This window comes from Peptoniphilus grossensis (genome assembly GCF_001940285.1).
Classification (GTDB): Bacteria; Bacillota; Clostridia; order Tissierellales; family Peptoniphilaceae; genus Peptoniphilus_A; species Peptoniphilus_A faecalis.
The window spans coordinates 98,133-124,024 of sequence record NZ_MJIH01000001.1 but is presented as its reverse complement, the minus strand read 5'-3'; the positions used below and the strand labels follow the sequence as shown (position 1 = coordinate 124,024).

At 30.5% G+C, this 25,892-nt stretch carries 24 protein-coding genes and 6 pseudogenes; all 30 read right to left on the bottom strand.

Annotated features, from left to right (window positions below; genetic code table 11):
- Positions 1-21: 21 nt before the first annotated feature.
- The 30 genes and pseudogenes from BIV18_RS00595 to BIV18_RS00460 all read right to left on the bottom strand — a co-directional run bounded on the left by BIV18_RS00595 (position 22) and on the right by BIV18_RS00460 (position 25,884).
- Positions 22-882, bottom strand: a complete 861-nt coding sequence (locus BIV18_RS00595; protein ID WP_075658702.1) for a CD1107 family mobile element protein — start codon at positions 880-882, stop codon at positions 22-24.
- Positions 883-896: 14 nt separating this feature from the next.
- Positions 897-2,197: pseudogene (locus BIV18_RS10845) on the bottom strand (copper amine oxidase N-terminal domain-containing protein).
- An 86-nt stretch (positions 2,198-2,283) separates the two neighbouring features.
- Positions 2,284-3,096, bottom strand: a complete 813-nt coding sequence (locus tag BIV18_RS00585) for a hypothetical protein (protein WP_075658700.1) — start codon at positions 3,094-3,096, stop codon at positions 2,284-2,286.
- Between the two features lie 20 nt (positions 3,097-3,116).
- Entirely contained in the window at positions 3,117-4,250 is a 1,134-nt protein-coding gene (locus BIV18_RS00580) for a hypothetical protein (protein ID WP_075658698.1), read from the bottom strand.
- Positions 4,216-4,554, bottom strand: coding sequence for a hypothetical protein (locus tag BIV18_RS00575; protein ID WP_075658696.1), 339 nt, complete (start codon positions 4,552-4,554; stop codon positions 4,216-4,218). The genes BIV18_RS00580 and BIV18_RS00575 overlap by 35 nt, the downstream gene beginning before the upstream one ends.
- 103 nt (positions 4,555-4,657) lie before the next feature.
- Positions 4,658-4,795, bottom strand: coding sequence for a hypothetical protein (locus tag BIV18_RS10465; RefSeq protein ID WP_178385761.1), 138 nt, complete (start codon positions 4,793-4,795; stop codon positions 4,658-4,660).
- 45 nt (positions 4,796-4,840) lie between these two features.
- Positions 4,841-6,076: an amidase domain-containing protein gene (locus tag BIV18_RS00570; RefSeq protein ID WP_075658694.1), complete on the bottom strand. Its 1,236-nt coding sequence runs from the start codon at positions 6,074-6,076 to the stop codon at positions 4,841-4,843.
- A 459-nt stretch (positions 6,077-6,535) separates the two neighbouring features.
- A complete protein-coding gene (locus tag BIV18_RS00565) occupies positions 6,536-6,913 on the bottom strand; it encodes a DUF3139 domain-containing protein (protein WP_235860748.1) in 378 nt (125 codons plus the stop codon).
- Positions 6,914-6,924: 11 nt separating this feature from the next.
- Positions 6,925-7,653 (bottom strand): hypothetical protein, encoded by a 729-nt coding sequence (locus BIV18_RS00560; RefSeq protein ID WP_075658692.1) that lies wholly within the window; start codon positions 7,651-7,653, stop codon positions 6,925-6,927.
- A 310-nt stretch (positions 7,654-7,963) separates the two neighbouring features.
- Positions 7,964-8,395, bottom strand: coding sequence for a hypothetical protein (locus tag BIV18_RS00555; protein WP_075658690.1), 432 nt, complete (start codon positions 8,393-8,395; stop codon positions 7,964-7,966).
- Positions 8,392-9,612 carry a hypothetical protein gene (locus BIV18_RS10610; protein ID WP_075658688.1) on the bottom strand — a complete coding sequence of 407 codons (1,221 nt, stop codon included), beginning with the start codon at positions 9,610-9,612 and terminating at the stop codon, positions 8,392-8,394. The genes BIV18_RS00555 and BIV18_RS10610 overlap by 4 nt, the downstream gene beginning before the upstream one ends.
- Positions 9,613-10,069: 457 nt before the next feature.
- Positions 10,070-10,444 (bottom strand): DUF3139 domain-containing protein, encoded by a 375-nt coding sequence (locus BIV18_RS00545; RefSeq protein ID WP_211660242.1) that lies wholly within the window; start codon positions 10,442-10,444, stop codon positions 10,070-10,072.
- 14 nt (positions 10,445-10,458) lie between these two features.
- Positions 10,459-11,139, bottom strand: a complete 681-nt coding sequence (locus BIV18_RS00540; RefSeq protein ID WP_144015188.1) for a hypothetical protein — start codon at positions 11,137-11,139, stop codon at positions 10,459-10,461.
- A gap of 286 nt (positions 11,140-11,425) precedes the next feature.
- A complete protein-coding gene (locus BIV18_RS10605; RefSeq protein WP_178385760.1) occupies positions 11,426-11,587 on the bottom strand; it encodes a hypothetical protein in 162 nt (53 codons plus the stop codon).
- A 50-nt stretch (positions 11,588-11,637) separates the two neighbouring features.
- Positions 11,638-12,483, bottom strand: coding sequence for a hypothetical protein (locus BIV18_RS10600; RefSeq protein WP_075658684.1), 846 nt, complete (start codon positions 12,481-12,483; stop codon positions 11,638-11,640).
- Positions 12,484-12,651: 168 nt separating this feature from the next.
- Entirely contained in the window at positions 12,652-13,854 is a 1,203-nt protein-coding gene (locus BIV18_RS00530) for a M56 family metallopeptidase (RefSeq protein WP_235860747.1), read from the bottom strand.
- 151 nt (positions 13,855-14,005) lie between these two features.
- The gene (locus BIV18_RS00525; protein WP_075658680.1) at positions 14,006-14,419 is read right to left on the bottom strand and encodes a BlaI/MecI/CopY family transcriptional regulator; all 414 of its coding nucleotides are present in this window, start codon (positions 14,417-14,419) and stop codon (positions 14,006-14,008) included.
- A gap of 158 nt (positions 14,420-14,577) precedes the next feature.
- Positions 14,578-14,724 carry a helix-turn-helix domain-containing protein gene (locus BIV18_RS00520; protein WP_456238491.1) on the bottom strand — a complete coding sequence of 49 codons (147 nt, stop codon included), beginning with the start codon at positions 14,722-14,724 and terminating at the stop codon, positions 14,578-14,580.
- A 382-nt stretch (positions 14,725-15,106) separates the two neighbouring features.
- Positions 15,107-16,966 (bottom strand): group II intron reverse transcriptase/maturase, encoded by a 1,860-nt coding sequence (gene ltrA, locus BIV18_RS00515; RefSeq protein ID WP_075658678.1) that lies wholly within the window; start codon positions 16,964-16,966, stop codon positions 15,107-15,109.
- A gap of 722 nt (positions 16,967-17,688) precedes the next feature.
- Positions 17,689-17,820 carry a Maff2 family mobile element protein gene (locus tag BIV18_RS00510; RefSeq protein ID WP_000394205.1) on the bottom strand — a complete coding sequence of 44 codons (132 nt, stop codon included), beginning with the start codon at positions 17,818-17,820 and terminating at the stop codon, positions 17,689-17,691.
- A gap of 1 nt (position 17,821) precedes the next feature.
- Positions 17,822-18,132, bottom strand: a pseudogene (locus BIV18_RS00505) (single-stranded DNA-binding protein).
- A gap of 195 nt (positions 18,133-18,327) precedes the next feature.
- Positions 18,328-19,796: pseudogene (locus BIV18_RS00500) on the bottom strand (PIN-like domain-containing protein).
- 17 nt (positions 19,797-19,813) lie between these two features.
- Complete coding sequence (locus BIV18_RS00495) at positions 19,814-20,350, bottom strand: ClbS/DfsB family four-helix bundle protein (RefSeq protein ID WP_001258251.1); 537 nt, start codon at positions 20,348-20,350, stop codon at positions 19,814-19,816.
- Between the two features lie 63 nt (positions 20,351-20,413).
- A pseudogene (locus tag BIV18_RS00490) lies at positions 20,414-21,877 on the bottom strand (VirD4-like conjugal transfer protein, CD1115 family); the annotation flags it as partial.
- Positions 21,878-21,992: 115 nt separating this feature from the next.
- A complete protein-coding gene (locus tag BIV18_RS00485; RefSeq protein WP_202968677.1) occupies positions 21,993-22,436 on the bottom strand; it encodes a hypothetical protein in 444 nt (147 codons plus the stop codon).
- 1 nt (position 22,437) lies between these two features.
- Positions 22,438-22,635 (bottom strand): type II toxin-antitoxin system RelB family anti-toxin, encoded by a 198-nt coding sequence (locus BIV18_RS00480; protein WP_075658676.1) that lies wholly within the window; start codon positions 22,633-22,635, stop codon positions 22,438-22,440.
- Between the two features lie 138 nt (positions 22,636-22,773).
- A complete protein-coding gene (locus BIV18_RS00475) occupies positions 22,774-23,532 on the bottom strand; it encodes a PcfB family protein (protein WP_075658674.1) in 759 nt (252 codons plus the stop codon).
- A pseudogene (locus BIV18_RS00470) lies at positions 23,525-24,351 on the bottom strand (ATP-binding protein). Before BIV18_RS00470 ends, BIV18_RS00475 begins: the two are co-directional and overlap by 8 nt.
- Positions 24,348-24,881 (bottom strand): annotated as a pseudogene (locus BIV18_RS00465) (replication initiator protein A); the annotation flags it as partial. The pseudogenes BIV18_RS00465 and BIV18_RS00470, both read right to left, overlap by 4 nt.
- Before the next feature lie 142 nt (positions 24,882-25,023).
- Positions 25,024-25,884 carry an AraC family transcriptional regulator gene (locus tag BIV18_RS00460; RefSeq protein ID WP_235860746.1) on the bottom strand — a complete coding sequence of 287 codons (861 nt, stop codon included), beginning with the start codon at positions 25,882-25,884 and terminating at the stop codon, positions 25,024-25,026.
- Between the last annotated feature and the right edge of the window lie 8 nt (positions 25,885-25,892).

Genomic DNA, 25,892 nt, shown 5'->3' with positions numbered 1-25,892 from the left:
TTCGATGATAGGACTTGAGATTTATAATAGTTCATCATCTTCATCTAAAGATTCTTCATGACTTTCTTCATTGTTAGATTCATCTTCTGACTCACTAATATAATCTTCATCATCTTCTTCAAAGTCTTCCAACATTTTATCTTCTTTTGCTTTAACTACCTTAAAATAGTATCCTGCTCCTACAACTCCTCCAATTACAAGTGCAACAATTAGAAATGAACCTATACCACTTTTCTTTTCTTCTTTTACTGGAACAACCGTAGGCTCTTCTTTTTTTACTTCCTCTTTCTTAGGCTCTTCAACCTTTATAGTATTTTTATCTTCTGATTCAATCATATTAAGTAGGTCTTGCTCTCCTACTTCTGTTAATAGCCTTACATTATCTTGATTTGATGAGTGATCCACTATTAGGTGCATAGTTTTTCCACTTTTAGTTTGAAATGTTAAAAATTGTCTTACATCTACTGGATTTTCTTTATCTTTTTCTGTGTCTCCACTTGGTGTAATATCTTTTCCATTCCTATCTACATTTTCAATTACTGAACCTCTTGCCTTATTTTCCTGTGTTGCTAGACTATTTACTGCCTTTGTATTACCACCTTTTACAAGTGGTGTTTTCTTAGGAGGATTATTTGAAGGCATGTTTGATTCACTTGTATTTCCTGGTATTCTTGGAACATCTTGATAAGGAATTTCTTCTTTTGATGGTGTAAAAACATCATCTTTCAACATTTTTTCAAATTCTTCTTTTTGTGGTTCATAGATTGATTCGTTTTGACTTTCAATCTGTCCTTCATTTGTCATCGCAAATGTAGCTTTTGGTACTGTAAATGTAAAAAGGAGTAACGCTATGGCTACTCCTCGTTTAATGCTCTTATTCATTTTTCTATCCTTTCTTATTTTACATTTTTAAATACATAGACTGCTTTTCTAGCATTGTCCCATTCTATTGTTTGGTTTTTGCCATCTTTAATATCTCCATGACTTGCTCCAAAAGCTTTAGCAATATTTGAAATTGAAGCATGAATTCTTCCATTTAAAATCACTGGCTTAACATCTGAATTGTAGACCTTTCCATCTGAATCTTTCATAACACCAGTATCAATATTTAGTCTTAACGTTTTTTTAGCTAATATATTATTCTCTTTATTTGAGAAAATGGCTTCACGAGTAGAGTTGTCATACTCAACATTAAAACCTAAAGTATAAGCAATATATCTTACTGGAATCATAGTTCTTCCTTGATCTACATAAGTTTTTACATCCATATAGACTGTTGTCTTATCATCTTTGTTGATAATGTTATAGAAGTTTTTGTCTACTTGGAAAACTGCAAATTCTTTTTCATCTTTAACTTGTTTTTTGCCTTGTTGTTCCTCTTGCTTTTTCATCTTGTTAAAATCAAATTGATTTAGAATATTCTTGTCATCAGCTTTCAAAATTTCGTCCCACTTCTTATCTTGAGATTTCTTATCTTCTTTCTTCTCTTTATTTTCTTTTTGGAGTTTTAGAAGTTCATCTAATTTCTTAGTTAAGTCTTGGTTTAGATTTTTTCTTTTTCATCAATAGCTTTTTCTAAGTCCTTAATTCTATTGCCTTTATCCTCAATTTCTTTAGTCTTCTTTGCAAGTTCTCCTTCTAAAGACTCAAGCTTTTCTTGCATTTCTTTGATTTTATTTTCGTTTTTATCGGTCTTTTCTTTCTCAGCTTCTAACTCCCATTTTGTAGATGAATAATCTTCTTTTAGTTTTGCATTTTCATCTTGTAATCTTTTTAATTCATCTTTAAGCTGAGTAATTTCTGCTATTAGTTCATCATTATTGGAGTTTTTAAGACCCTCAATTTCTTTATTCAATTGAGCTATCTTATTGTCTTTATCTCTAATCTCTTCTTCTAGCTTAGACTTTTCTTCTTTTAGCTTCTCTCCATTACCTTCTGCAAGAGCTTGTTCAGCTTGTTTCTGAGCCTCTTTTAAAGAGGTTAATTTATTTTTTGTTTCTTCTAAGGTCTGACCTAATAGCTTATGCTTTTGTGAGATAAGTTCAGTGTTGCCTGGATCAAGTTTAAGAAGTTTATTGACATCACGAAGTTCTGATTGGGTATGTTTTATCTCTGTATTTACTTGTTTTAGTGCGGTCTGTAATTTGGTAGTATCTCCACCAATCTCAACAGTTATCCCTTTTATTCTATTTGCCAATATCTCACCTCCTTAATTTTAGGCATCAAAAAAGCACCTAGATTTTCTAGATGCTTCTTAGCTAAGTTTTTTTATCTCGTAATGAATTAAAACGAATCTCCTCCAATTATTTTACCATTATAAGCATCAACATATATTAATACATCTTCAATCTCTATAACATAAGCTAAATGAAGAACACCAGCTTTTTGAACTTTGATATTGTTTTTACTGTCTACTAAAAATGATGAATCCTTAAAAAAGTTATTAGATTTGATTACTTTTAACGAAATATTTTGAACACTTTCTGATTCCTTTTCATTAGATGCTGATAAAAAATCTTTTGCTATATTTTTAGCTTTTATTTCATCTATCTTAGGTGGTTCTTTTATTATAAAGTCATCTATACTATCATATAGAATTATAGCGTTCTTATTTCTATCGAATACTACTCTAATTTGATTGTATGGGTTGAAAATATTAGCAGCATTAGCTTTATAAAAAGAATGCATCTTATATTCTTTTGTATAATAGCCTATTTCTTCTTCTGTATAGTCAAATGGAATGTATTTATCTTTGATAAATTTTACATATTCTTTTTTTGGATATTCTAAATCTTCCGCACTATCTTCATCCCACTTAAGAGTTGATAAAGCATCTACATGAATCACATCACTGTTATTATCAAAAATAAAGATAGCCCCTTCAGAAGACTCAATTTTTATCCCTCCATTATCCAGATTTTCTCTTTCTTTATAGAGCATTTCTCCATCTTTTTCATTATATCCGAAATCCTTTAAGGTACTAATTATTTTAACTTTATCTAAATTATCAATCGAATTCATTTTCTTGGAGCATGCCATTAATAAAAATATTAAACAAATACATATTAAATATTTTAAAATTATTTTATTTTTCATAGTCACTTGCATGGTATTTACTAAACTCTACCTGATATATTTTTATCACCCCAAAAACGTATATAATAATATGTTCCTGGCTTCTCAATAGCTCTTAATACATTAGAATAAAATGTTTTGCTTGGATTTCTTCTGACTTGATGCTTTAAATTTCCAGTAAAATCTAACATTGTACCTAGTTTAATCCCTTTATACCAACCTAAAAATATTTTCCCATTTGAAGATCCGCTAATACCAAAAGCGTCTCTCCACCTTGTATCTTCTGCCGTATTACACCCATTTAAAAAAACAAATTTCCAACAACAAGTAACATCGTTTAGACCTAAATATCTTACATAACCATACTCTAACCCATTTCCTAAAGATATTGGTGAGGCATGACCGGAAAATGCAAACGCATAATTGTTTCCATCTCCTCGAACAAATCTTCTTAAGCTTACCCCATTATCATTGTCTGCTGAATCTGTATATGAATTATATCCCAACGAATTAAGGATAGAATTAATGTTGGATGCTGAACTAGTAAAATATTTTGTATTTTTGCCCTTATGTGTTCCATAATATGAAGCCCCATCTTTTGACGCTGCAAACTCATCTCCACCTATTATTTCACCGGTATAAGCATCAACCAAAACAGAAAAATCATCAAATGTAACAACATATGAACAATGTAATGGTCTTTCTAACTGTCTATTGGCATAGATTTCTAAGTCAATATCGTTTAATCCTTCAAGCGAATTATTTTCAAAATAGTCATTTTCTTTTCTGACTTCCAACTCTATCAAAGGAATCCCAGAATAATTGAATTTTATATTATTATTCTCACAATAATTAATTGCTATTTCCATTGCTTCATTTCTATCAATCTTTGGTAGACCATTTACAATATACTCATGGCACTGATTAAACCCTAAAACGGTATGCGTTTTAAAATCTACTGTTATTTTATATGAATCATAATAATTTGTTATATCGTATTGATTATCTTTCAAACAAATAATCTGATGGAATCCATCCAAAATAGGTTTTACTTCAATAATGTTGTAATCATTAGGCACATATTTAGATACTATTAAATCAATATATTTTTTATCTGTATCAATAAAATACTTCTCATTTTCATCTGTATAAGGATAAACTATCCGCAATATCATATTGATCTACAGAGACTACATCCAGATTTTCTGTTAAAGTAATTTTTCTTTTACCTTCATCAGATACAATTGATATAAGACCATCATTTTTTCTTATTTCTATATTTTCACCTTTAGTATCATTAGCACTCATACTATAGAAATGTATATTAGTGCCTTGCGTTTTAAAATTAAAATCATTCAATATTTCATCTATTTCTGTTTTAATATCCTTATCTACATAGCTACCCGCAAATACAACACTTGGTGCTAAAAACGATACCAGCACTAATAAATATCCAATAAAAAGTTTAATCTTTTTCATACTGACTTCCTGTGAATTTTTTGCTTATATATTGTGTTCTTATGGTTTATATACTACAGTCTATATCGCCATTCTTATACCTTTGTGGATTTAAATATACCATTTAATTTCCTCCTGCGCCTCCACGACACTGCTCACACTCAAATTTATCAAAACCAAATAATGTATAAATACATGTACTTAGTTTATTTGCAATTTCTATTCCTACTGGAATCGTTGGTTGAGCTTCTCCTCGTTCCAAAAGACTAATGTATTGTCTTGTTACACTTAACTCATCAAACCCTAGTTATAATTTATAAACGACATATACTCTTACTTTAACATTATCTCCACTAAGCCATCTTACACCTGTATTTTCATTATTGACTCTACCTGAATGGTTTCTTACGCCAACATCTTTTGTATTATTGTTGAAGCCAGTTATTATTAAAGTATGATATGCGCCATCTTTAGAGTTTAAAAAAGATATAGGGTATCCAGCTTGTGCATAGTTGTATAACCTTGAAAGTTCTCCATTTTTACTCAGATCGAAATCCTTATAAGCATATGATCTTGAGACCCAGTGCCACTTAAACATATTTGCCCCACGCCATGTAGAAGATACTTGGCTTGGTTCTTTTTTTGAACCATAAGAAAACCAGTTTCTACTATCGTCTATTTTAGGATATTCGTGTTTCATCTTTTTTTCTCCCGCATACAGACATTGAGAAACGAAATTAGCACAATCAACATCCCAATCAGGATAACTGGGATTATAATCTTTCCAATACTCTTTTGCATAAGCAACACATTTTGAAGCTGCATCTTTTTCAGAGCTTCTATATAAAATATTTGTTTTCAAATATTTTTTAGCAATTGTTTCGTCGAAATTATCTTCTGATTCCATATCCTCAATATATAACAATGCTGATTCTTTGACTTCGTTTGGTAAACTATTAATATGTCTTTTTAGAATATTTATATTTTCTTCTGTCGTGTCCAAAGTAGCGTAGTAATTAGGCTTGAGATTTTTATTTATATAGTCGACAATGGCTTCATACCCATCAGGTTCTTTAGCTGAGCGGATTATAATATCCTTAGCTTCATACTCTGAATCATCAATCGTATACTCTATCTTATTTAACATATTCGCTTTTGCTTTTTCTGCGATAGCCTTATTTGAAAGATTTGGATACATACCCCTGTACATATTGAAAATCTCAATATAAGATGATATATATTGATTTATAGACTTTTTTTCCATGGTCGGATATAGGTTCTGTAGTTCTGTCAAAAAGGTTTTGGTTTCATATTTGTCGTCAATATTAACTTTTGAAACTTCATTAGCACTAAGTGCTTTTAAAACTTGACTTGGCTCATAGTTTACACTTAATTGTTCCTCTTTACTTAGACCATTAAACCATTCTTGCCATTCTTTAGGGCTGACTTTTGAGTTATTATTTGCTGATGAAGCAAATACATTTGTTGCCATTGCTGTTAACAGCATCACCACGGCTATTAATAGAGTAAATCTTCTCTTCATTTCTAACCTCCTCATATAATTTTGTCTGACCTCAATATATTTGACATTAAGATCAAATATAATCTATTTTCTTACAGTTCTTTTATCTATATTATAGAATATAGCATCTAAACTGATCACCGTTCTTATATCTCTGAGGGTTGCTATAATTTATAAAGTTCAACCCACTTTCATATATTTGAAGCTCAAGTCTTAACACACAGTTATCAACTACAATTTGGACACATAAACATTCCCTGTACATCTAAATCAAATACTTAAAATATACAAACTCCAAGCGCATTTGAAATCTCGTTAGCAGTTTTTGGACTTGGAATTGTTTTCCCTGCATCTATTTTATTCATGATTTGTTACATTATCCGTATTTTTCAACATCATTCAGTCTAGTATTTTAAATGAAGCTTCAAGAATATACGATTTCTATCCTTATCAGTCTTTGCTTACTCATCCACATCTTCATCACTCATCAATAGGAGGATACTTACACTTACCGTCATACGGAGGGTCTAATGTAACAGAATTTTTTTCATCGATAATAGTTAATGTCATTCTATTAAATTTTAATGAATCGTATTTTTTATGCGTCCACACATCATAATGATAATAATATTTATTGTTTATATCATCATTAAAAGTTACAACTACCAAGTATCCTCCTTGTTTCCAGTCTTTAAAAAATCTTTTACTATTGATGTTTTCAGAAGCTATTCCTTGTTTACTTATATAATTTTCAAAGCTTCTCTGTGCTAATGCTTTTTGTAATGGGTATTGGTATATAGCTGTACCAAATATGATTATACCTACTACTAATAATATCATCTTTTTTTTCTTTATCATAATACTAAGTCCTAGTAAGTGTGCTTGTAGCTTAAACTGTGTATTGTATCTGGTAAATCATATGGTAACCTGTATCCTATTGTTGGACCGTTAGCTTGATGGGATGATGGACCATAATAATACGCTTGCCATACCAATTTAGAACAATAAGTGACGTCTGTACTAGCTAAATTACCAGTTATCTTATATTCTGCATTAGAACCCGCATAAGTATTAACTGCCCAATTTGCAGCCGCATTAGCTACCGTACTGCTATTATGTCTATATACTTTTGTCCATGAAGTTCTGTTTTTATTTGTGTAGTTGTTATGCCAGCTAGAAAACGCAATATATCCTGGATGATATCCTGGTCCTGCAATGTGGAAAACATACCCACTAGAAGTTGCAATCCCAGCATGCCCTAAAATCCCAGCTGAGCTTGTTCCATTTGTTATTATAACGTCTCCCTTTTTAGGTGTAAAACTTGCTCTTGCCATTGTGGCATCAGAAGAATACACTTCATAAAAATCTGTTGAGTTAGATAGTATCTCTTCTAATTTCTGAGAGGACTCTACTAGATTTTTCCACTCGTCATAACTAACATCTTCTCCTAATATGCCCTCACTTATATACTGTTCATATTGAGTATACGAAGTATTAGCTTGATTATTTTCTTGTGCTAATGCTGAACTAGGTAAGAATATTCCAACCACCAGACATAGTATTAACGAAACCATCCAAAATTTATTAAACTTTTTCATAATTACCTCCATCATATAATTTTGCTTAACCTCAATATATTTGACATTAAAATCAAATATATTCTATTTTTCCAACTGTTATTTCTTGCTATATTATAGAATATAGCTTCTAAACTAATCGCCATTACTATATCTCATAGGATTTAAATCCACTATTTCACCTCCTCACTATCTTACATATGAATTTATCTTTACCTTTCCTGATAATGTTTTATTTGTTTAATTTAAAATATATTTGATTAAATATAATTTTTTCAATTATAAATCCATCCTAATATATAAATAATCTAAATCTCTCTAATACCTTGATTTACTTATAGCTTAAATTCTTTAGTTTTTTATATCTCTTAATAAAACCAATCATGATTGCTATTAATATTGCAAGCATGATAGAGAAAATCCATATAAATACTCCGTAGTGCTTGCTTAGCCTATAAATATTTTCGGCATCTGTATTGTTTGTAATTTTTGCTATATTTATTGATTGAATATAGTCGCCCAGATATTGCCCAATAAATAATCCGATTACATTTGCTAAGGTTATGGCATAAGAAATATACTTTTTATCTAGGTAGGTTAATATTAAGACTCCTAGCCATAGATACAAGTAGTATCTATGGCTAGTCCATTCAAATACATACACATTATTAAAATATTTTCTTGAAATTACAAAAGTTAAGATAAAAATAAACATCTGTATAATAGTGTGTTTTAATTTATCAATAGTAATTGATAGCTTCATCGTATCCAATACTCCGTAGCAGATATCCAAAGAGAGCCTGAACCAGGTTTATAAAATCTATCTATAGTATTGTTCCAACCATTTACTATTCTTATAAATTTATCTCCACTAGAATATTCTCTATAACCAACACCTAAAACCCAGTGCCAATCGACTATTCCATTTGCTAATAATATCCCTGTTATTCTATCATTTCTAACAGAATTCTTTATTCCATCAAAACTATTTACGCTACTATACTTTAATTCGTATCCTCTATTAGAAAAATATGTTTTTGTATCTCCTGCAATAGTCATTACTGGACCATTTCCAACTATCGCATGTACTTTTTTAAACGTTTCACGTTTATCTCCATTAATTTTTAATTTACTATAACCTCTATTATTAAAGTATAAAGCTATATTAGTTACAGCTGTTGCACCACAATGATTTTTAGCTAAATCACTTACTTCTCCAGTTGTAATCCAATCTGTGGAACTAGCACCACTAATTGTTCTCGACTCATAATTTCCACTAGGCATTTGTCCCCAATCATAGAATCCATAACCTCCTTTACCACTTAAAGAAATTGATTCCTTTATACTCTCTTTAACTGATCTAATTTCTTTGAGCAATTCCTGATTATCTTCCTTTAAATCAGGATAAATATTATATATTTCATCTGATTTTATATCTATCCTAAGATAATTATTTTTCTCAAAATTATTATTTTGATTAAAATATTTAGCAACAGAATCATTATTTAATACTTCTTCTATATCTTCATTTTTACCATATCCAAATTCAATTAATTCTGGATTATTAGGATTATTATTAACAATCGCATATCCAGTTGGACTAAAAGTTATATAATATGCAATCCTTGTATTTTTTGAATCATATATAGAGGCTATTTTTTCTATCTTTGAGCCATTTTTTAGTATATCTTCATCTTCATTTGAAGAATTTAATCTAATAGCTGCTGAAATAGCAATATCCATATATGATAACTCATCATTTTTGTATTCTTTAACCTTATCTATGCCTAAATCCTGTAGTTTTATTTCAGGCGAATAATCTACACTTTTTTGTTCTTCTTCACTTAATTTATTAAACCATTCTTGCCATTCTTTAGGGCTGACTTTTGAGTTATTATTTGCTGATGAAGCAAATACATTTGTTGCCATTGCTGTTAACAGCATCACCATGGCTATTAATAGAGTAAATCTTCTCTTCATTTCTAACCTCCTCATATAATTTTGTCTGACCTCAATATATTTGACATTAAAATCAAATATAATCTATTTTCTTACAGTTCTTTTATCTATATTATAGAATATAGCTTCTAAACTGATCACCGTTCCTATATCTCTGAGGGTTGCTATAATTTATATAGTTCAACCCACTTTCATATATTTGAAGCACAAGTCTTAACACACAGTTATCAACTACAATTTGGACACATAAACATTCCCTGTACATCTAAATCAAATCTTAAAATATACAAACGCCAAGCGCATTTGAAATCTCGTTAGCAGTTTTTGGACTTGGAATTGTTTTTCCCGTATCTATTTTATTCATGATTTGTTACATTATCCGTATTTTTCAACATCATTCAGTCTAGTTTTTTAATGAAGCTTCAAGAATATACCCTTTCTATCCTTATCAGTCTTTGCTTAATCATCCACATCTTCATCACTCATCAATAGGAGGATACTTACACTTACCGTCATACGGAGGGTCTAACACCATAGATTTTTCAATATCCGTAATTTGTAAAGTAATTCTATTGAATTTTATATGTTCATTCTTTTTGTGTGTCCATGGTTGATAGCGATAAATGTATATATAGTTCGGATCATCATCAAGAATTACTATAATTTTATATCCCCCATCTTTCCAATTTTTGAATACTTTTTTGCTTTTGATAATTTCAGGCTCTATGCCTTGTTGACTTATATAACTTTTAAAGTTTTTCAAAGCTAGCACCCTTTGAATCGGGTATTGATATATTAAAAAACAAGCCAGAACTATAGATAATATTATAAGGATAATTTTCGTTTTTTTCATCTTAAATCATTGCCTTAATAAGTGTGTTGATAGCTTAAATTGTGTATTGTATCAGGCAAATCATATGGTAATCTATATCCCCATGTAGGACCGTTAGCTTCAGCTGGCACTGGACCATAGTAATATGCCTGCCATACTATTTTTGAGCAATATGTTACATCGGTACTGGCTAAATTTGGCGTAATCTTATATTGTGCATTAGAGTCTTTATATTTTTCTATCGCCCAGTTAGCAGCATGGTCCGCAACAGAGCTATTCTTATGTCTATATACTTTTGTCCATGAACTTCTGTCTTTATTTGTGTAATCTGAATGCCATTTAGTGAATGAAATAGTTTTTGGATTCTCACCTTTTCCAGCTATATGAAGTATTTGACTACTAGAAGTTGCAATCCCAGCATGCCCTAAAATCCCAGCTGAACTTGTTCCATTTGTTATTATAACGTCTCCCTTTTTAGGTGTAAAACTTGCTCTTGCCATTGTGGCATCAGAAGAATACACTTCATAAAAATCTGTTGAGTTAGATAGTATCTCTTCTAGTTTCTGAGAGGACTCTACTAGATTTTTCCACTCGTCATAACTAACATCTTCTCCTAATATGCCCTCCCTTATATACTGTTCATATTGAGTATACGAAGTATTGGCTTGATTATTTTCTTGTGCTAATGCTGAACTAGGTAAGAATATTCCAACCACCAGACATAGTATTAACGAAACCATCCAAAATTTATTAAACTTTTTCATAATTACCTCCATCATAATTTCAATCAACTATCTTTTCATCATTTGAATTTTTGAGTTATAAGTAAATACACTTGCATTAATAGAAAATATTAATCCACAAGTATTAATAGTGCTAATATTTTTTTATTTCATTCATTGCATATCTTCCTTATCTAATTCCGATCTATTTAAATTTTAAATATATTTAATCTTATCTAATTTTTTCAATTCTAATTTTATCAGCTCTATTGTTCTTGTCTTAACCAATTATTGTTAACTTATAAGAGTCTTCAATGTAAAATTCCCAATAATAAACTCCACTGCCTAAATCATTATGTTCATACTTTTCTAAATAATCCCATATATCTGGACTATCAAAATTATTAATAACTCTTTTTAGAGTATTTATCGTTAATTTCATAATAATATATATCTTACAGAGGGGATATGCCCCTCTGTAAGATTGTTTTTTTAGTATCTAATTATATAGTATCCACAAAATGTTGGATAACTAAGATTTCCATAGTCTCTGTCACATTCTTCTGGATCATAAATATATTTACCAGAAGCATCTTTATAAGATAGTTCTGAAAGTCCTCTTTTATGAGACCAACCACCATCTTTATCTTGTCTATACCAATGGTAATCATATCTTCCAACAACTAACGCAACCTTATATTCTCTATATCCTGGTCGCTCACTATATGACGAACGTCTAAGCTTATAATCTAATTCTGGCATATCTCTATATGCTGCATTGATTATATCTCTACATGTTAAATCAGTAAACATTCTGCCAGATATTTCACCGGGTTGAAGTTTATGACCTCTCGTTTTAGATTTTACATTTAAAGCATATGCATAACAGTTTGCATACTCCTTGTTTTCATTCCAATAACTTGGATTGTATGGAAACTCATATCCACCAGTAGGCATTTTAGTTGAACGCAACTCTATGCTTTCTTTAGTTTCTTCTTTTAATCGTAGGCTATCAATTGCTGTTTTAGATACTTTTGTATCACCAAACACTTTTAAAACTTGACTTGGAACATATTTAACTGCTAATTGTTCTTCTTTTGAAAGAGAATTATACCAGTTTAACCACTCCATATCATCATCTGTGAATCTAAGTTGTTTTGATGATGCAGGCTCATAGTTTACACTTAATTGTTCCTCTTTACTTAGACCATTAAACCATTCTTGCCATTCTTTAGGGCTGACTTTTGAGTTATTATTTGCTGATGAAGCAAATACATTTGTTGCCATTGTTGTTAACAGCATCACCATGGCTATTAATAGAGTAAATCTTCTCTTCATTTCTAACCTCCTCATATAATTTTGTCTGTCATCAATATATTTGACATTAAAATCAAATATAATCTGATTTTCTAACCGCTGTTTCTAGCTATATTATAGAATATAGCATCTAAACTAATCGCCATTACTATATCTCATAGGATTTAAATCCATTATTTCACCTCCTATCTATCTTACATATGAGTTTATCTTTACCTTTCCTGATAATGTTTTATTTGATTCATTATCAATCGTAACAACATATCTACTTCCTCTATTAGCCTTAACCTTTAATATTGAGTCTGAAGAAAAAAATTTGTTATATATAATTTTTCCATCTTCTTCAATAATTACCTGATATTTAATTCCACCTGAGCAAGACATATCTTTTAATCTAACTGTAAAACCATCATGAACTGGACCTGTCCAGGTATCCATGTTAAATTCATAGTCTATCTTATCAAATCTACTTAATCTTATATTCTCATCAACATTTGCTGCTCTAAGACCTGTCCTCGATACTTCTCCTAATTCTAACTTTTGATACTCTTCGTCACTTATTATTTGAACCCTATCTCCAAATTCCGAGTTTATATTAGTGACTATATCACCTACTGTATCAATCCTATCTTGATTTAGGTCAGCCACATTAGCAAATACCGGTAAACAAAATGTAAACGCAAACATAAAAATCATCAAACCTGCAAGTGTCTTTTTCCATTTTTTCATAATAAGCATCCTTTCTTTATTTGTGTTTAAATTTAAAACAAAATTATTTGTATTGCTTTTTATTTCTAATAACTTTAGCATTGACATGCAATATTCTTTTCTATTTTTTATTGTGTCGCCTAATTGTTGAACCACTAGCTTATCGCAATTTATTTCTATATCTTGGTCTATATATTTTAAGCTTAGCCATAAGAGTGGATTGTACCAATATAGGCAGGCTACAATATTTATCAGGTGGGTTAGTAAAATATGAAATTTCTTTATATGCATTAGTTCATGGATCAAAACATGGTCTAGTAATTTCTCATCAGCTAAGATATGATCTTGTAGGATTATCCTAGGTCTTAAAATTCCAAAGGTAAGGGGTGTTTTTAAATTATTATTTATATAAATCTCTACTTTTCTTTTTAATCCAAATTCACTTATTTTTTCTTTGCATAAAGTATTATGGGTAAGGGTAGAGCCTTTCATAACTTTATGAAATTTATAAATTTTTATTCCTAGGTAAGTAAAAATCAAAATCGAACCTATTATTCGGTTTAACTTAAAAAATATATAGCCTAGTTTATTTATTAACCAGCATAAGCAAGAATTAAAAAGATTTATTAAACCTAGCAAATATGGTAGGATACCATTTTCCTTGACACAATCTATTCCTATCATAAGTTCATAGGGACTTACTAAATAGATTAATAATACTATCCACAAAATAATACTTGCTGACCTAAAGGCTTTTTTATTTAAGATTGGTCTAACTAAAAGAATAACAACTAGTAAAAAAAGACTTTTTATAGATTTTTCTAGAGTAATTACCCTAACTAGACTTATTGCCATCCTTGTCTTCCTCTTGGTCCTCTTCGTCAAAGCTATCTATTAATTTTTTCATTTCTTCTATTTCTTCTTTTGTAACTTTTTCATTTTGCAAAAACGTTTTACACATATTTAGAAGTGATCCTTTGAAAAGTTTATGAAAGGCTTCTTTTTGCTTATTCAAAAGAGCATCCTCTCTTGATACAAGGACTCTAATTGTATATTTAGGGTATCTTCTAGCTATCGCCCCTTTTTCTACTAATCTTCCAAAAAATGTGTAGCAAGATGTTTTGCTTATATTGTGCCTTTCCATTAATATTTTTGATAAGGCTAAGGCTTGGATTTCTCCATTTTCATCTAAGACATCGCCCTTCCACAACTCTTCCATTACTAGTAGTTCACCATCTGAAAATTCCAACTATATTACCTCCTATATAAATTACATTTTCATTTGCTTTTGCATTTTTATATCTTTAATTATTTTCGTTTTGAGTATGTCATAATTTTAAAAAATAGTCAAGTGTTTTGACCATTTAAAATGATAATTTTTATATTTTAATACATCTCCGTTCAGTTTTAAATCTCTCTTTCGAATTCATCTTCAAAACTAATAATATCATTAGGTGTGTAAGATAGAGCCTTACATATTCTTTCTAAATTTTTAAATGTAATTGGTTTATCCTTGCCCATTTGTGCCATAACATTTGTTGTAAGTCCTGCCATGGCTATTACATCTGTTTTTTTAATCTTTTTTTGCTAACTGTATCCATAATGGTTTATAGTTAAGTGCCATAATATCCCTCTTTTTCTCTTTATTAGATTTATTTAATTATAAAATAAATATTGATTTCATTCAATCTTACATTGATTTAATATTTTGTTTTAGAGAATTTGTTGTGTTATTCCGTCCTTATCTTGCCATAAATTGCTTAATACCTTGAGATTTAGCACCAGATAGTGATAGGTAATCCTTTGATGTTATCTCCGGATTTTCCCCCACTTCACACCGTGCATGCGACTTTCACCGCACACGGCGTTCCATCACAAGAAAGATTTTCACGTTTTAACTAAGACTTACACACTTCGTAACAAATTATTTTTTTCTCTAAATTAGTGGCAGTTCTGCCATTTTTCTAAGCTTATTACATTTCTCAATCTGCTTGACTGTTAACCCAAGCTCTTTTATATATTTTTGGATTGTATCTACTTTTGTTGCATGGATGAGTATATGAACTGCTTCTGTAACAAGAATTAAGTTGCTGTAACTATCTGTACCGCCTTGTTCAAGCGGTATCTTGTGATGGCAATGTATGTCGTTTGGTATAAGTTTTACACCTGTTACTCCACATCTGCCATATTGAGCTGCAAAGAGCGAGATTCTGTTGTCTGCAAACTCTATGCTTTTATCAAGCACAGGATGTCTCATCAACCAAACAAGTGTATCTACATCAATTTGCAGATTTTTATGAATAAAAGCTCTGCCCTTTACAGTGTATTTATTTACAACCTTTTTCTTGTGTTTTGCGTCCTTTGTCCTAATATATCCAACTGGAATTAGCGGATGTCCATTAAGGAAGCGAAGCTGTTTACTTTTTCCATATTTTTCTTTGATAAATCCTTTGTTTAGCGTTCCACTGGTTTTAATATCAAGTCTGTTGTTCATCTGCTTTTTAATGTGAAAGGCTATTTTAGCAAAGTCCAAACTTACATTTGTTGCTATTTGGTAGTAATTATGCAAGCCTGAAACAGTGGCATTATACTTGGCTATTGCTTTGTACTGTTCCTTTTTGTTTGCAGGTCTTTTTATATCCGCAACACATTTAGAAATATCTTCTTTTGCATTTTTCAGTGCCTTATCACTTATATGCGACTGTACAACAAACTTTTTGCCTTTTGGTTTAACCTTCAGCTTGAAACCTAAGAACTCCGAATACTTTTGTTTTAGATTTGTTATTTTAGATTTTTCTTCACTTACATTTAGTTTTAATCTGTCTTGCAACCATTTTGTAACTGCCTGATAGGTTCTTTTTGCATCGTAGTAATTACGGCAAAATATCTTAAAATCATCAGCATACCTTACAATGTATATTTCTTTTAGGTTGCTTGTTCTTAAAGCTCTGTAGGTATGGCTTTTTATCTCTGTTCCTTGACTGTTCGTTCTCTGTTTATATGGATAATGCGTGGGCATTGTCAGCCATTGAGAAGAAACCCACCAATCTAATTCGTTCAAGACTACATTAGATAGTAGCGGTGATAATATACCGCCTTGTGGTGTTCCCTTTGTTGGTGTAATTACCTTTTTATCGGGCATAACTATGTCTGCTTTCAGCATTTCCTTAATGATACAAAGTAGCTTTTTGTCTTGGATACCCAAATTCCAAAGTTGCCTTATGAGCTTTGCATGATATACATTGTCGAAAAATCCTTGTATATCAATATCAACTACATAGTGTAAATGCTGTATCTGCATTAGTCTCGCACATTCTGCAATAGCGTGTTCCGTACTCCTGTTAGGTCGAAACCCATAGGAGCTGTCATGAAACTTGGCTTCACATATCGGCTCTAATATTTGCAAGATACATTGTTGTACAATTCTGTCTACAATAGTCGGTATTCCTAAAGGTCTTATTTTCCCATTAGGCTTTAGTATCTCCACTCTCTTTACAGGGCGTGGTTTATACCAATGAAACTGTTTTTGTATGAGAGAAATGTATTCTTCTTCATTTAGCCTTGATAGATGCTTTATTGTTCTGCCATCTACTCCGGCTGTATGACTTCCTTTGTTCCCTTTGATACTGCGATAGGCAAGTTTTATATTTTCTCTTGAAGTTATCAACTCCATTAAATTTGAAAATACTTTATTCTTACCGCTATCTTCATATAAATCATCAAGGACTTTTTGCAAGTCATAGTATTCCGTATAACGGATTTTGCTTTGTTTCAGTGTTTGTTTCGAAGTGGACACAGTCACCATCTCCTTTCGGATTTGATTTTCTTTGTCATACTCGAAGCTGTGTTTGTCTTAATTTCAGTTCTTGTACTTTCCTGTGACTGGTGGCTATCCCTCCACGAACTTATTATTTTCGCTTCATAGGTACTGTGCCACCGCTTTCACCAAGATAAAGAACGGTTATATGCTGTTTTTTTCAGTCATTTTCCCATTCAACACTTCATTAGCATTAGACTGCTTCCATGCTCTTGGCTTACCACGTTCCGACAATCTTATCTTTGAATACGTTTAGGTTCTTCCTCTAAGCCTGTGTTTAGTTTTCACCATATCGCCTGTAACGATATATGGATTTTCATAACAACCATTCTTACTCATCCACAAACACCCCATCTTTGATGGGAATTGCCGTTAGGCAAATTCAAACGTTTAGACCCTTACATTCGGAAGTACGTCAGTGCTTTGGTATACACATTCTCACCATGCGTATTCGACACCCGACATATAGGTAGCACCGTCCACCTCTGAACAGCTTTCGTGTCTGATGTTAATATCAGTCTTACGGCTACTCTCTGCCGACTTCACCGAGCTTTTGACAATGAAATAGTCTAATATTCATTGCCAATCGGAGTATCAGTGTAGGCATTTCAGGGCGTTACCCCGTCATTCTACCTATCAGATTGCCAGTTCTCCTAAGTTTTGAACTTTCAGTCCTTCGACTTAGTGCATAAGCTTTTCACTTATGAACGTGTCGCACGGTTATCATTACCATAACCTTCCATTAAGTTAATAACTCCCCATGCACCTAAACCTGCACCAATTGCAGTTACAAGTGTCTTTAAAACTCCAACTCCAGCTGTAAAAAATTCCATATTATTCCTCCTCGTTTTCTTGTCTTTTTCTATTTTGTTTAGTGATTTAACTATAAAATTCTTGTAGACCTTATCTCCTTTTTTATTTTCTTTAAAATATCCAAAGACATGGATTAGATCTCCTTTTTCAAATTCTTTTACAATTTCTACCTTTTCTCCATATACTGAGCAATTTGTATATTCTTTGCCCTTTCCATAATTTTTAACAAGAGCAAAATTTGCTACTTGAACATTTTCTCCATCCTTTTCAAATTCTGAAAATTCAGCTTCCTTAACTAAATTTGCATTAATATTTATCATTTCTCTATCCATTAATTTCTTCTCCTTAATCTATAAATTTAAATTAAAAAAGCGACTGGATCTATTTATTTCCAATCGCTATACATTATTCCTTATTAAATTGTTCTAAGTAGGAGCTCTTATCCTTAACATCTTAACCTCCTAATTTTGAGTATAAAAAAAGCAGTAAACTTTATAATTACTGCTTTAATAAAATATCCTATATTATTAATCATTAAATGAACAATCTCGACAAATACCACCTACATCTTCTCGCCTATCCTTAAATCCCTTTCCACATTTAGAGCAAATAAATGCATAATCATTATTGTAATTCTCCTCTTCTAAATAAGAGTCATCGTAGTCTTCTTCATTTTTGTTTATAGAATCTTGATCTATCTGAATTTCAATTATTTCAATATCTGTATATTCTTTATCATTATTAATATAAAAAGAATCTTCTTCGATATCATCTTTATTAATTAATCTTGTGACATTAACTATGACACTTCCACTAAATTCTTGTTCTATTGGTGGTGATTGTATGACTTCTTTTGTATCATCATCACGTCCCCAATAATCAAAGGATACACAACTTAAATTTATTAAATATTCTAGCTCATAAGTTATACTAACAATCTCGTCTGTAAACTCTGCATAAGTATCTAATATCTCATTGAATTCACAATTATTTATATCTAATTCTTCAATACCCTCACTTCCAATAACATACGATTCTAGATAATAATAGTTGTTATTATAAATACTGTCAACTATATCATTAGAAATATCTTGTTTTACTCTTTCTACATATGACACATCTTTTCTATTTAAATCTACATAAACATTAAAATCATATCTATCATATACTTTTGAAGCGAAATTCTGAAACATTCCTGTTGTTAAAAATTCAATATTTACATTTGGATTTTTTTCTTTAAATTCACCTAATAATTTATCGTGAACTACTAAATTATCTTGACTATCCTTACTCCACCAGTCTTCTTTTATATCATTCGTAATAAAAATAATATCTTTTACTGATTTTTCAACTGGTAAATCTAATATCTCTTTCCAAACAAATAAATCTCCAAATTTTTCAACTCCATCTTTATTAATGTCCTCATATCCAGGCGGAATTTTATATTTATACCTAAGTTCACCCTCTCTAATAATTTTTAATTGTTCACTAAACCTTATCCTATTACCTATCCTATTATTTTTTTCTAAATATGAAATAAGATTATTTATATCTTTAATTATTTCAGGAGAATCTGTTGTTATTTCATCATATTCAATACCAACACTATTTTTATAAGATTTGATTATTTGTTTTAATTCAACTAACTTGTTATTTAAATCATTCTCCAAATTTTTTCTTCCAAAATAATTATATTTAGATGATTTAATCAAGACACTCTCTAAATTTTTTTGACTCCTTTCAATTACTCTTAGTAAATCTTTTTCAAAATTTTGATACTTTTTTTCAATTGTCCGAATACGCTATATTTATTTTTATTAAATTCTTTATACACTTGATTCGGAATCCATATTAAATCCTTACACTCCTTGAAAATTTCTAATATGTTTTTGCTACTGTATAATGAATATCGAGCTAAGTCAAGTATTACATTTGTATCTAATACTATTATAGAGGTTTTTCTATTTATTATTTTTTTAAATTTTTCATAATTCAATTAAAGCACCAACCTTATTATTTAATTACATTCACAAAATTATTAAGTTTTTTCCATTTTCTAATCTTAGTCCTAAATGTTCCAAATGGTGCTACTGTATTTACATGGATAAATTTATATACTTCCCAAGTTGCAGTTTTTGTTGCTTCATCTGCCCATTTTCTCATATGTGGTTTAAATAATTCTTCCTCTGTAAGATTATCTATCAAAGAGTAAATATCTTCTATATTCTGTGATAGTTGTTCTTTTAATTCCTTTAACGATTTATGAGCATAGGTATCTGTAAACCATTGATACAATTCTCCAAGTTGATTCCACTTAAATTTGTCAGATGGCGTTTTAACCTCAATTCCCTTTTTTTCATCTTCTTCCCATTTCAAAACTAAAGTTGTCCAACCCACTTGATAGGCAAGATTTTCAGCTGGTGTCCTATCAACTTGATCTACTCTTTTATCTTTTAATTCTTCTGGAATATTATCAAACTCTGAAATATATTTTCCAAAAGTTTTCTTTATCTCATTTTTTAATTCTTCCTTACTTTCATAAGACCTCATATGCCTACCTCCATGGTTTATATATAGATATTATACCAAAAATATTTTTATCCTAGGCTTAATTCATAATCTTGTAATCAAACTGTTCCTGTTTATTTTTATTTTATCTCTATTCTTTAAATACTCTTCCACATCAAACAAGTTTTTCTTATCATAATCTTCCAACAACTTGTAATTCTTATGCTTTGTAATATCGAATTTATCAGACAAGAAAGGTCTTACCCCTCTTAGCTGGTATATGCACTTACCACCATCCATTACAGTTATTTCATCTTGACTCATAAGTTCCTTGCCAGTTTTTTGGTAATTTAGACCAAAATATTTTTGATTGGATCTTGTTTCTGATGTGTTATATAGGTCTATGGTTTCTTTTCCTAAGGTTTCAGATAATTCTTTTACTGTTGTTTTTTCTTTTCCTCCTAAAAAGAGTGTAGAGTCGCAGTTACCAACTATTGTATCTGCATGGTCTTTATAGATTGCTTTTAATTGAGATTGTGCTTGCAGTATTATGCTTGCTGATATTTCTCTTGAACGAATTGTTGCAATCAATTTTTCAAATTTTGGAATTAATCCTATATTTGCAAACTCATCAAGTAGACACCTAACATGAACTGGAAGTCTTCCACCATACACATCATCTGCCTTATCACATAGTAGATTAAATAGCTGAGAATACATTATTGAAACTACAAAATTAAAGGTATCATCTGTATCTGATATTATTACGAACAAAGCAGTTTTCCTATCTCCAATTTTATCAAGCTCTAGTTCATCTTCGCTCATTAGTTCTCTAAGCTCTCTTATATCAAAAGGTGCAAGTCTTGCTCCACATGATATTAGAATTGACTTGGCAGTTTTTCCAGCTGCAAGCTTATATTTCTTATATTGCTTAACTGCAAAATGAGTTGGGTCTTTCTTTTCAAGAGCTTCAAAGAGCCTATCAATTGGGTTCATATAGGTTTCGTCATCTTCTCTGACTTCACTTGCGTCAATCATATCCAATAGTGTCTTAAAGTTCTTTTCTTCTTCTGGTGCTTCATAATAGATATAACCGATGAGGGCAGTGTAATATAACTTCTCAGCCTTTACCCAGAAATCTTCTCCTGCCTTTTCTCCATCTCCCTTAGTATTAGCAATTATTGTTTGGACAAGCTTTAAAATATCTTTCTCACTTCTCAAATAAGCAAATGGATTGTATTTCATAGATTTTTTAAAGTTTATTGTGTTCAAAATCTTTATGTCATATCCATTTTCATAAAGCATTTTCCCACACTCTAACACAAGTGTCCCCTTAGGGTCTGTTACTACATAGGAAGAGTGCATTTGCATTAGATTTGGCTTTACATAAAATCTCGTTTTACCTGATCCAGAACCACCTATTACTAATACATTTTTATTTCTAGCATATTTAGGGTTTTTAGGTCTTGAGTTCATTGTAAGTCTTTCAGTATTAGTTATTAGTACATTGTTTTCAAACTTAGGGTCAATGTATGGAGCAATATCCTTGCTTTCTCCCCAGGAAGCGTTTTGTCAAGTACCTTTTTTGATTTATTGACGCTCTTTCTTTTAACATTTGAACAAGAAAAAACAGTAAACCTTTTTGTGATTTACTGTTTTCTAATAAATATTACTTTTTAGTTATCTATTCTACTTTTCGTAAATATAAATTATAAATCCATGACACAATACCACTTATCAAAATGACTCCTAGTATAGAAAATCCTGAAGCTTTATTTAAATATCCCATAAAAGTTAATAGGAAAAAAACTACTCCCAGTAAAACTGTTTGAATATAATACCCTACCATACTAGCCTTAGCAGTAATTAGTAACTCTCTTTCATCAGTTTCATTTATCCATTCTTGCTTTTTCCCAGAAATTAAGAATACATTTATCCCACTAACACATAGAATAAAAGCAACAACAGAAAATCCAATCCAAGCAATATCCATTCTTGGAAATATTTGTAAAATATCTTTCTTAGAAAATAGTATTACGCCAAATAAAGCAAATAACACACCAATACAAATAAATAAAATACCTACTTTTTTACCAGTCTTCATTTCATATTCAATTTTATTTTTCATCTTATTCCTCCTCATAAATAAAAATTTCTTCAATGTTCATTTGAAAGTACCTTGCAATTTTAAATGCCAACATTATTGATGGATTATATCTTCCATTTTCTAAAGAACCAATCGTCTGCCTTGATACCTCCAGAATAGAAGCTAACTCCTCTTGCGTTATTCCATTTGCTTTTCTTATTTCTTCAAGTCTGTTCTTCACATTAAACCACCTTCTTCAAATGACAAGCTAACTTTACATATAGTATAATCATTATTTTCAAAAATGTCAAGTATACTTTCCTTTTTTCTAAAGTTGAAAATCTTTATTCTTGCTCTGCGTCTGTTCCTTTGAATGTTCCTATAACTGTTCTATACAAATCTTAACTTTTTCAGCTTGTTCAACCTCTTTTCGCATATCTAAGATTTGAGAATATAGGCTATCTTTTTCTTTCTTCAAGACTATTGCTTCTGATTTACATTTGGATATAGCTAAGGTCTTACTTTCTACTAAATGCTCTTTCAGATATTTCTTTGCACTTTCAAACAAAATAATTTCTGCGGTATGCTCGTTATAAAAATCTTCCTGTTTGCTTTTCTTTAATTTTATATAGGATTTGTAGGTATTTTTGTGCTTCGAATATTTTTCGGCGTGGTCGATAAGTTGTACTCTGTCATCTATTTTCTTTTCAGTATCTTTAATAGCTCTTGTGTTCTTGTAATTCTTATCTCTTAAAGTAACTATACTTTCTTTCAGAAGCCTTAACTGCTTTTTAAAGGCATGTTCCATTACCTTTATATCCTTAGATTGAAAAAACACAGAGTGGTTACCAGTTTCCTTATCTTTCATAACAGAAAACCTCACTCCGTGTTTGTTTAAAATTTTCTTTAGTTCTTTTAACTCAGGATCTTTTAGATTAATTTCTTCTAACTGTCCCTTTTTAACCATATCTTTTAGTTTTACTTCTTCTCCATTATTTTTTATTACATTTTTCAAACCTCCTTGTTCTTCTATTTGCTTGTGAACTTTCTTTAAGGCATCAAGAATTGCTTTACTTGTTGCTTTTGCAAGTCTTACTTCAAGATTAAGACCCGACCTAGATACTTCTTCATTAATCATCTATTCCACCTCCATATAAAAGTAACTCTTTGTATTTTCTTAACTTCTCTTGATGGATTTTTCTTCTAAAATCTTCTCCCGTAACTTTAACTGGTATTGTCATTTCAAGTATTCTTGAATATATCCTCTGATACTCAAGGTCAATATTAGGATTTTGAATAATTTCCAATGATAAGTTTGTAGTAAAAATTGTCGGCCTACCCTTTAAGTATCTTGAGTTTATAATGTTATATACTTGCTCTCTTGCATAAGATGTATCCCTTTCAATTCCAAGATAATCTAATATTAACAATGGAATATTAGATAGGTTATCTATAATTTCATTTGAATCTAGCTTAAATGCTGATTTTGTATTTGGTTTATAACCTGAGATAAATTCATAATCTTAACTTTAACTTGTTTTCTTTCGATTAATTCATTTGCAATTGAACAAGCAAGATAAGTCTTTCCACTACCAACATCTCCGTAAAATAAAAGTCCTACATTGTCTTTTTTCATTTGTTCAAAGCTTTTGGCATAGTTGTAAGCAACCTTATAAGCTTGACCTTTTTCATTTAAGAATTTCTCAAAAGTATACTGGTGTTGGATTGGAGATGAGAAGCACTCTCTTTTTATCGATGATATTTTCATTAGTCTTTCTCTTTCTTCATTTTCCTTATCTCTTTTTATTTCACATTCACATTTAATTCTTGGAATAAACTTTGTAAATCCAAGGTCAAGTAATTCTCCATCGACTCTTTTATCACATACCTTACAATAGATATGACAATTTCTTTCAACATCATTTTCTCTTAATACAAAATCTTTTAAGCTTGTCATAAACTCTCTCCTATATCGTAATTCATTTTTCTTGTTGAATTGTCATTAATATTTTTTGCCTGATCATTAAGATACCAATTGATTATCGTTGCCTTGTGATCCTGATAATCTCTGTTATTTGATTTCATATATGACGACAATCTATCAATGTACTCACTAATTCTACTTCCTAACTCATTTGTTAAGTCTTTGTATTCTTCATCAGTCAAAAATATATTTTTATATATTCCATAAGGTTTTTGCCCTTTACTAAAATCATTCTTTCTTAACTCATTATTACTAATATTGTTATAGTTACCTTCCGATTTTCGAAAATCTTGACTTTCGATATTCGAATCTCTTGAATTTCGATTATCGAACTTCTGGAATTTTGTTTTTCGAACTTCTTGATTTTTTAATTCCATATTATTAAATATGCTCATAAAGTCTTTAACATAAATTCTGTTAGGCTTTCCCAGTCCTTGTCTTTTCTTTTCAATCAGTCCTATCCCCGACTTAATATCAAGTTCAGCTATTAATTTATTGGCTTTATTTCAACCAACTAAAAAAGGACTTTTTGAATTTGATGTGAAATTCCAAAAGCCCTTACACTATATAAGTTCGACAACAGAAATCCAAAAAAGGGGTCACCGACACTATAATATATATATATATATATATATATATATATAATTATGAAGTTATTTTATAATCTGATTCTCTTACAATTGGAACCCATAATTCCATTTCATAATCCTCTGAAGTAGGATTTCCATTTCCATAAACTTCAAAATCGGGACTCTCATCATGCCTATACCCTTCTTTTGGAAAGAAATAAGAAATTATATATTTCCACCCCTCATGTATACATTCTGGCATAGAACCTTTTAAACTCAAAATAGCATATTCTTTTTCTGGAATGTTTAGTATCTCTAAACCTAAATCTTTTGCTTTTCTTTCGTCTTTTACATCAAATCCTGCTAGATAGATGAATGAATCTTCCTCGTCCATTAAATAATCATAGCCTACACCATAAATTTGGCCACTACCAAATTCATCAAATTTTTCTCTTGGAACTTTTTCAATTAACTCATCCCATACTTTTGAGAAGTTTGAGCCTTTGGTTACATCTGACTTGACACCCGCTACTTTAAATGCTTTCTTTTTTTCGATCTTAATATCCATTTGATTCCCTCCTTGTACTGAAATTGAAAAGTAGATCCTTGGGAAATATTGATATTTTGCGCCTCTTTTTACTTGTCCTGGAGTCACCATATGAAAATTTTTAAATGCTAATGTAAATGAATCTTGAGAATTATATCCATATTTAAAGGCAATATCTATAACTCTTTCGTCTGAGTTCTTTAATTCATTTGCTGCCTTTGTCATCTTTCTAAGTCTAATATATTCAGATAGTGAATAGCCTGAAATGACTGAAAATATTCTTGAAAACATAGGATAGGAATAACCTGTTATTTTCATTATTTCTCTCTCATCTATTTCTTCTGTTAATTTATCCTCAATATAATCAATTGCCAAATTAAAAGTTTTCATAATATCCA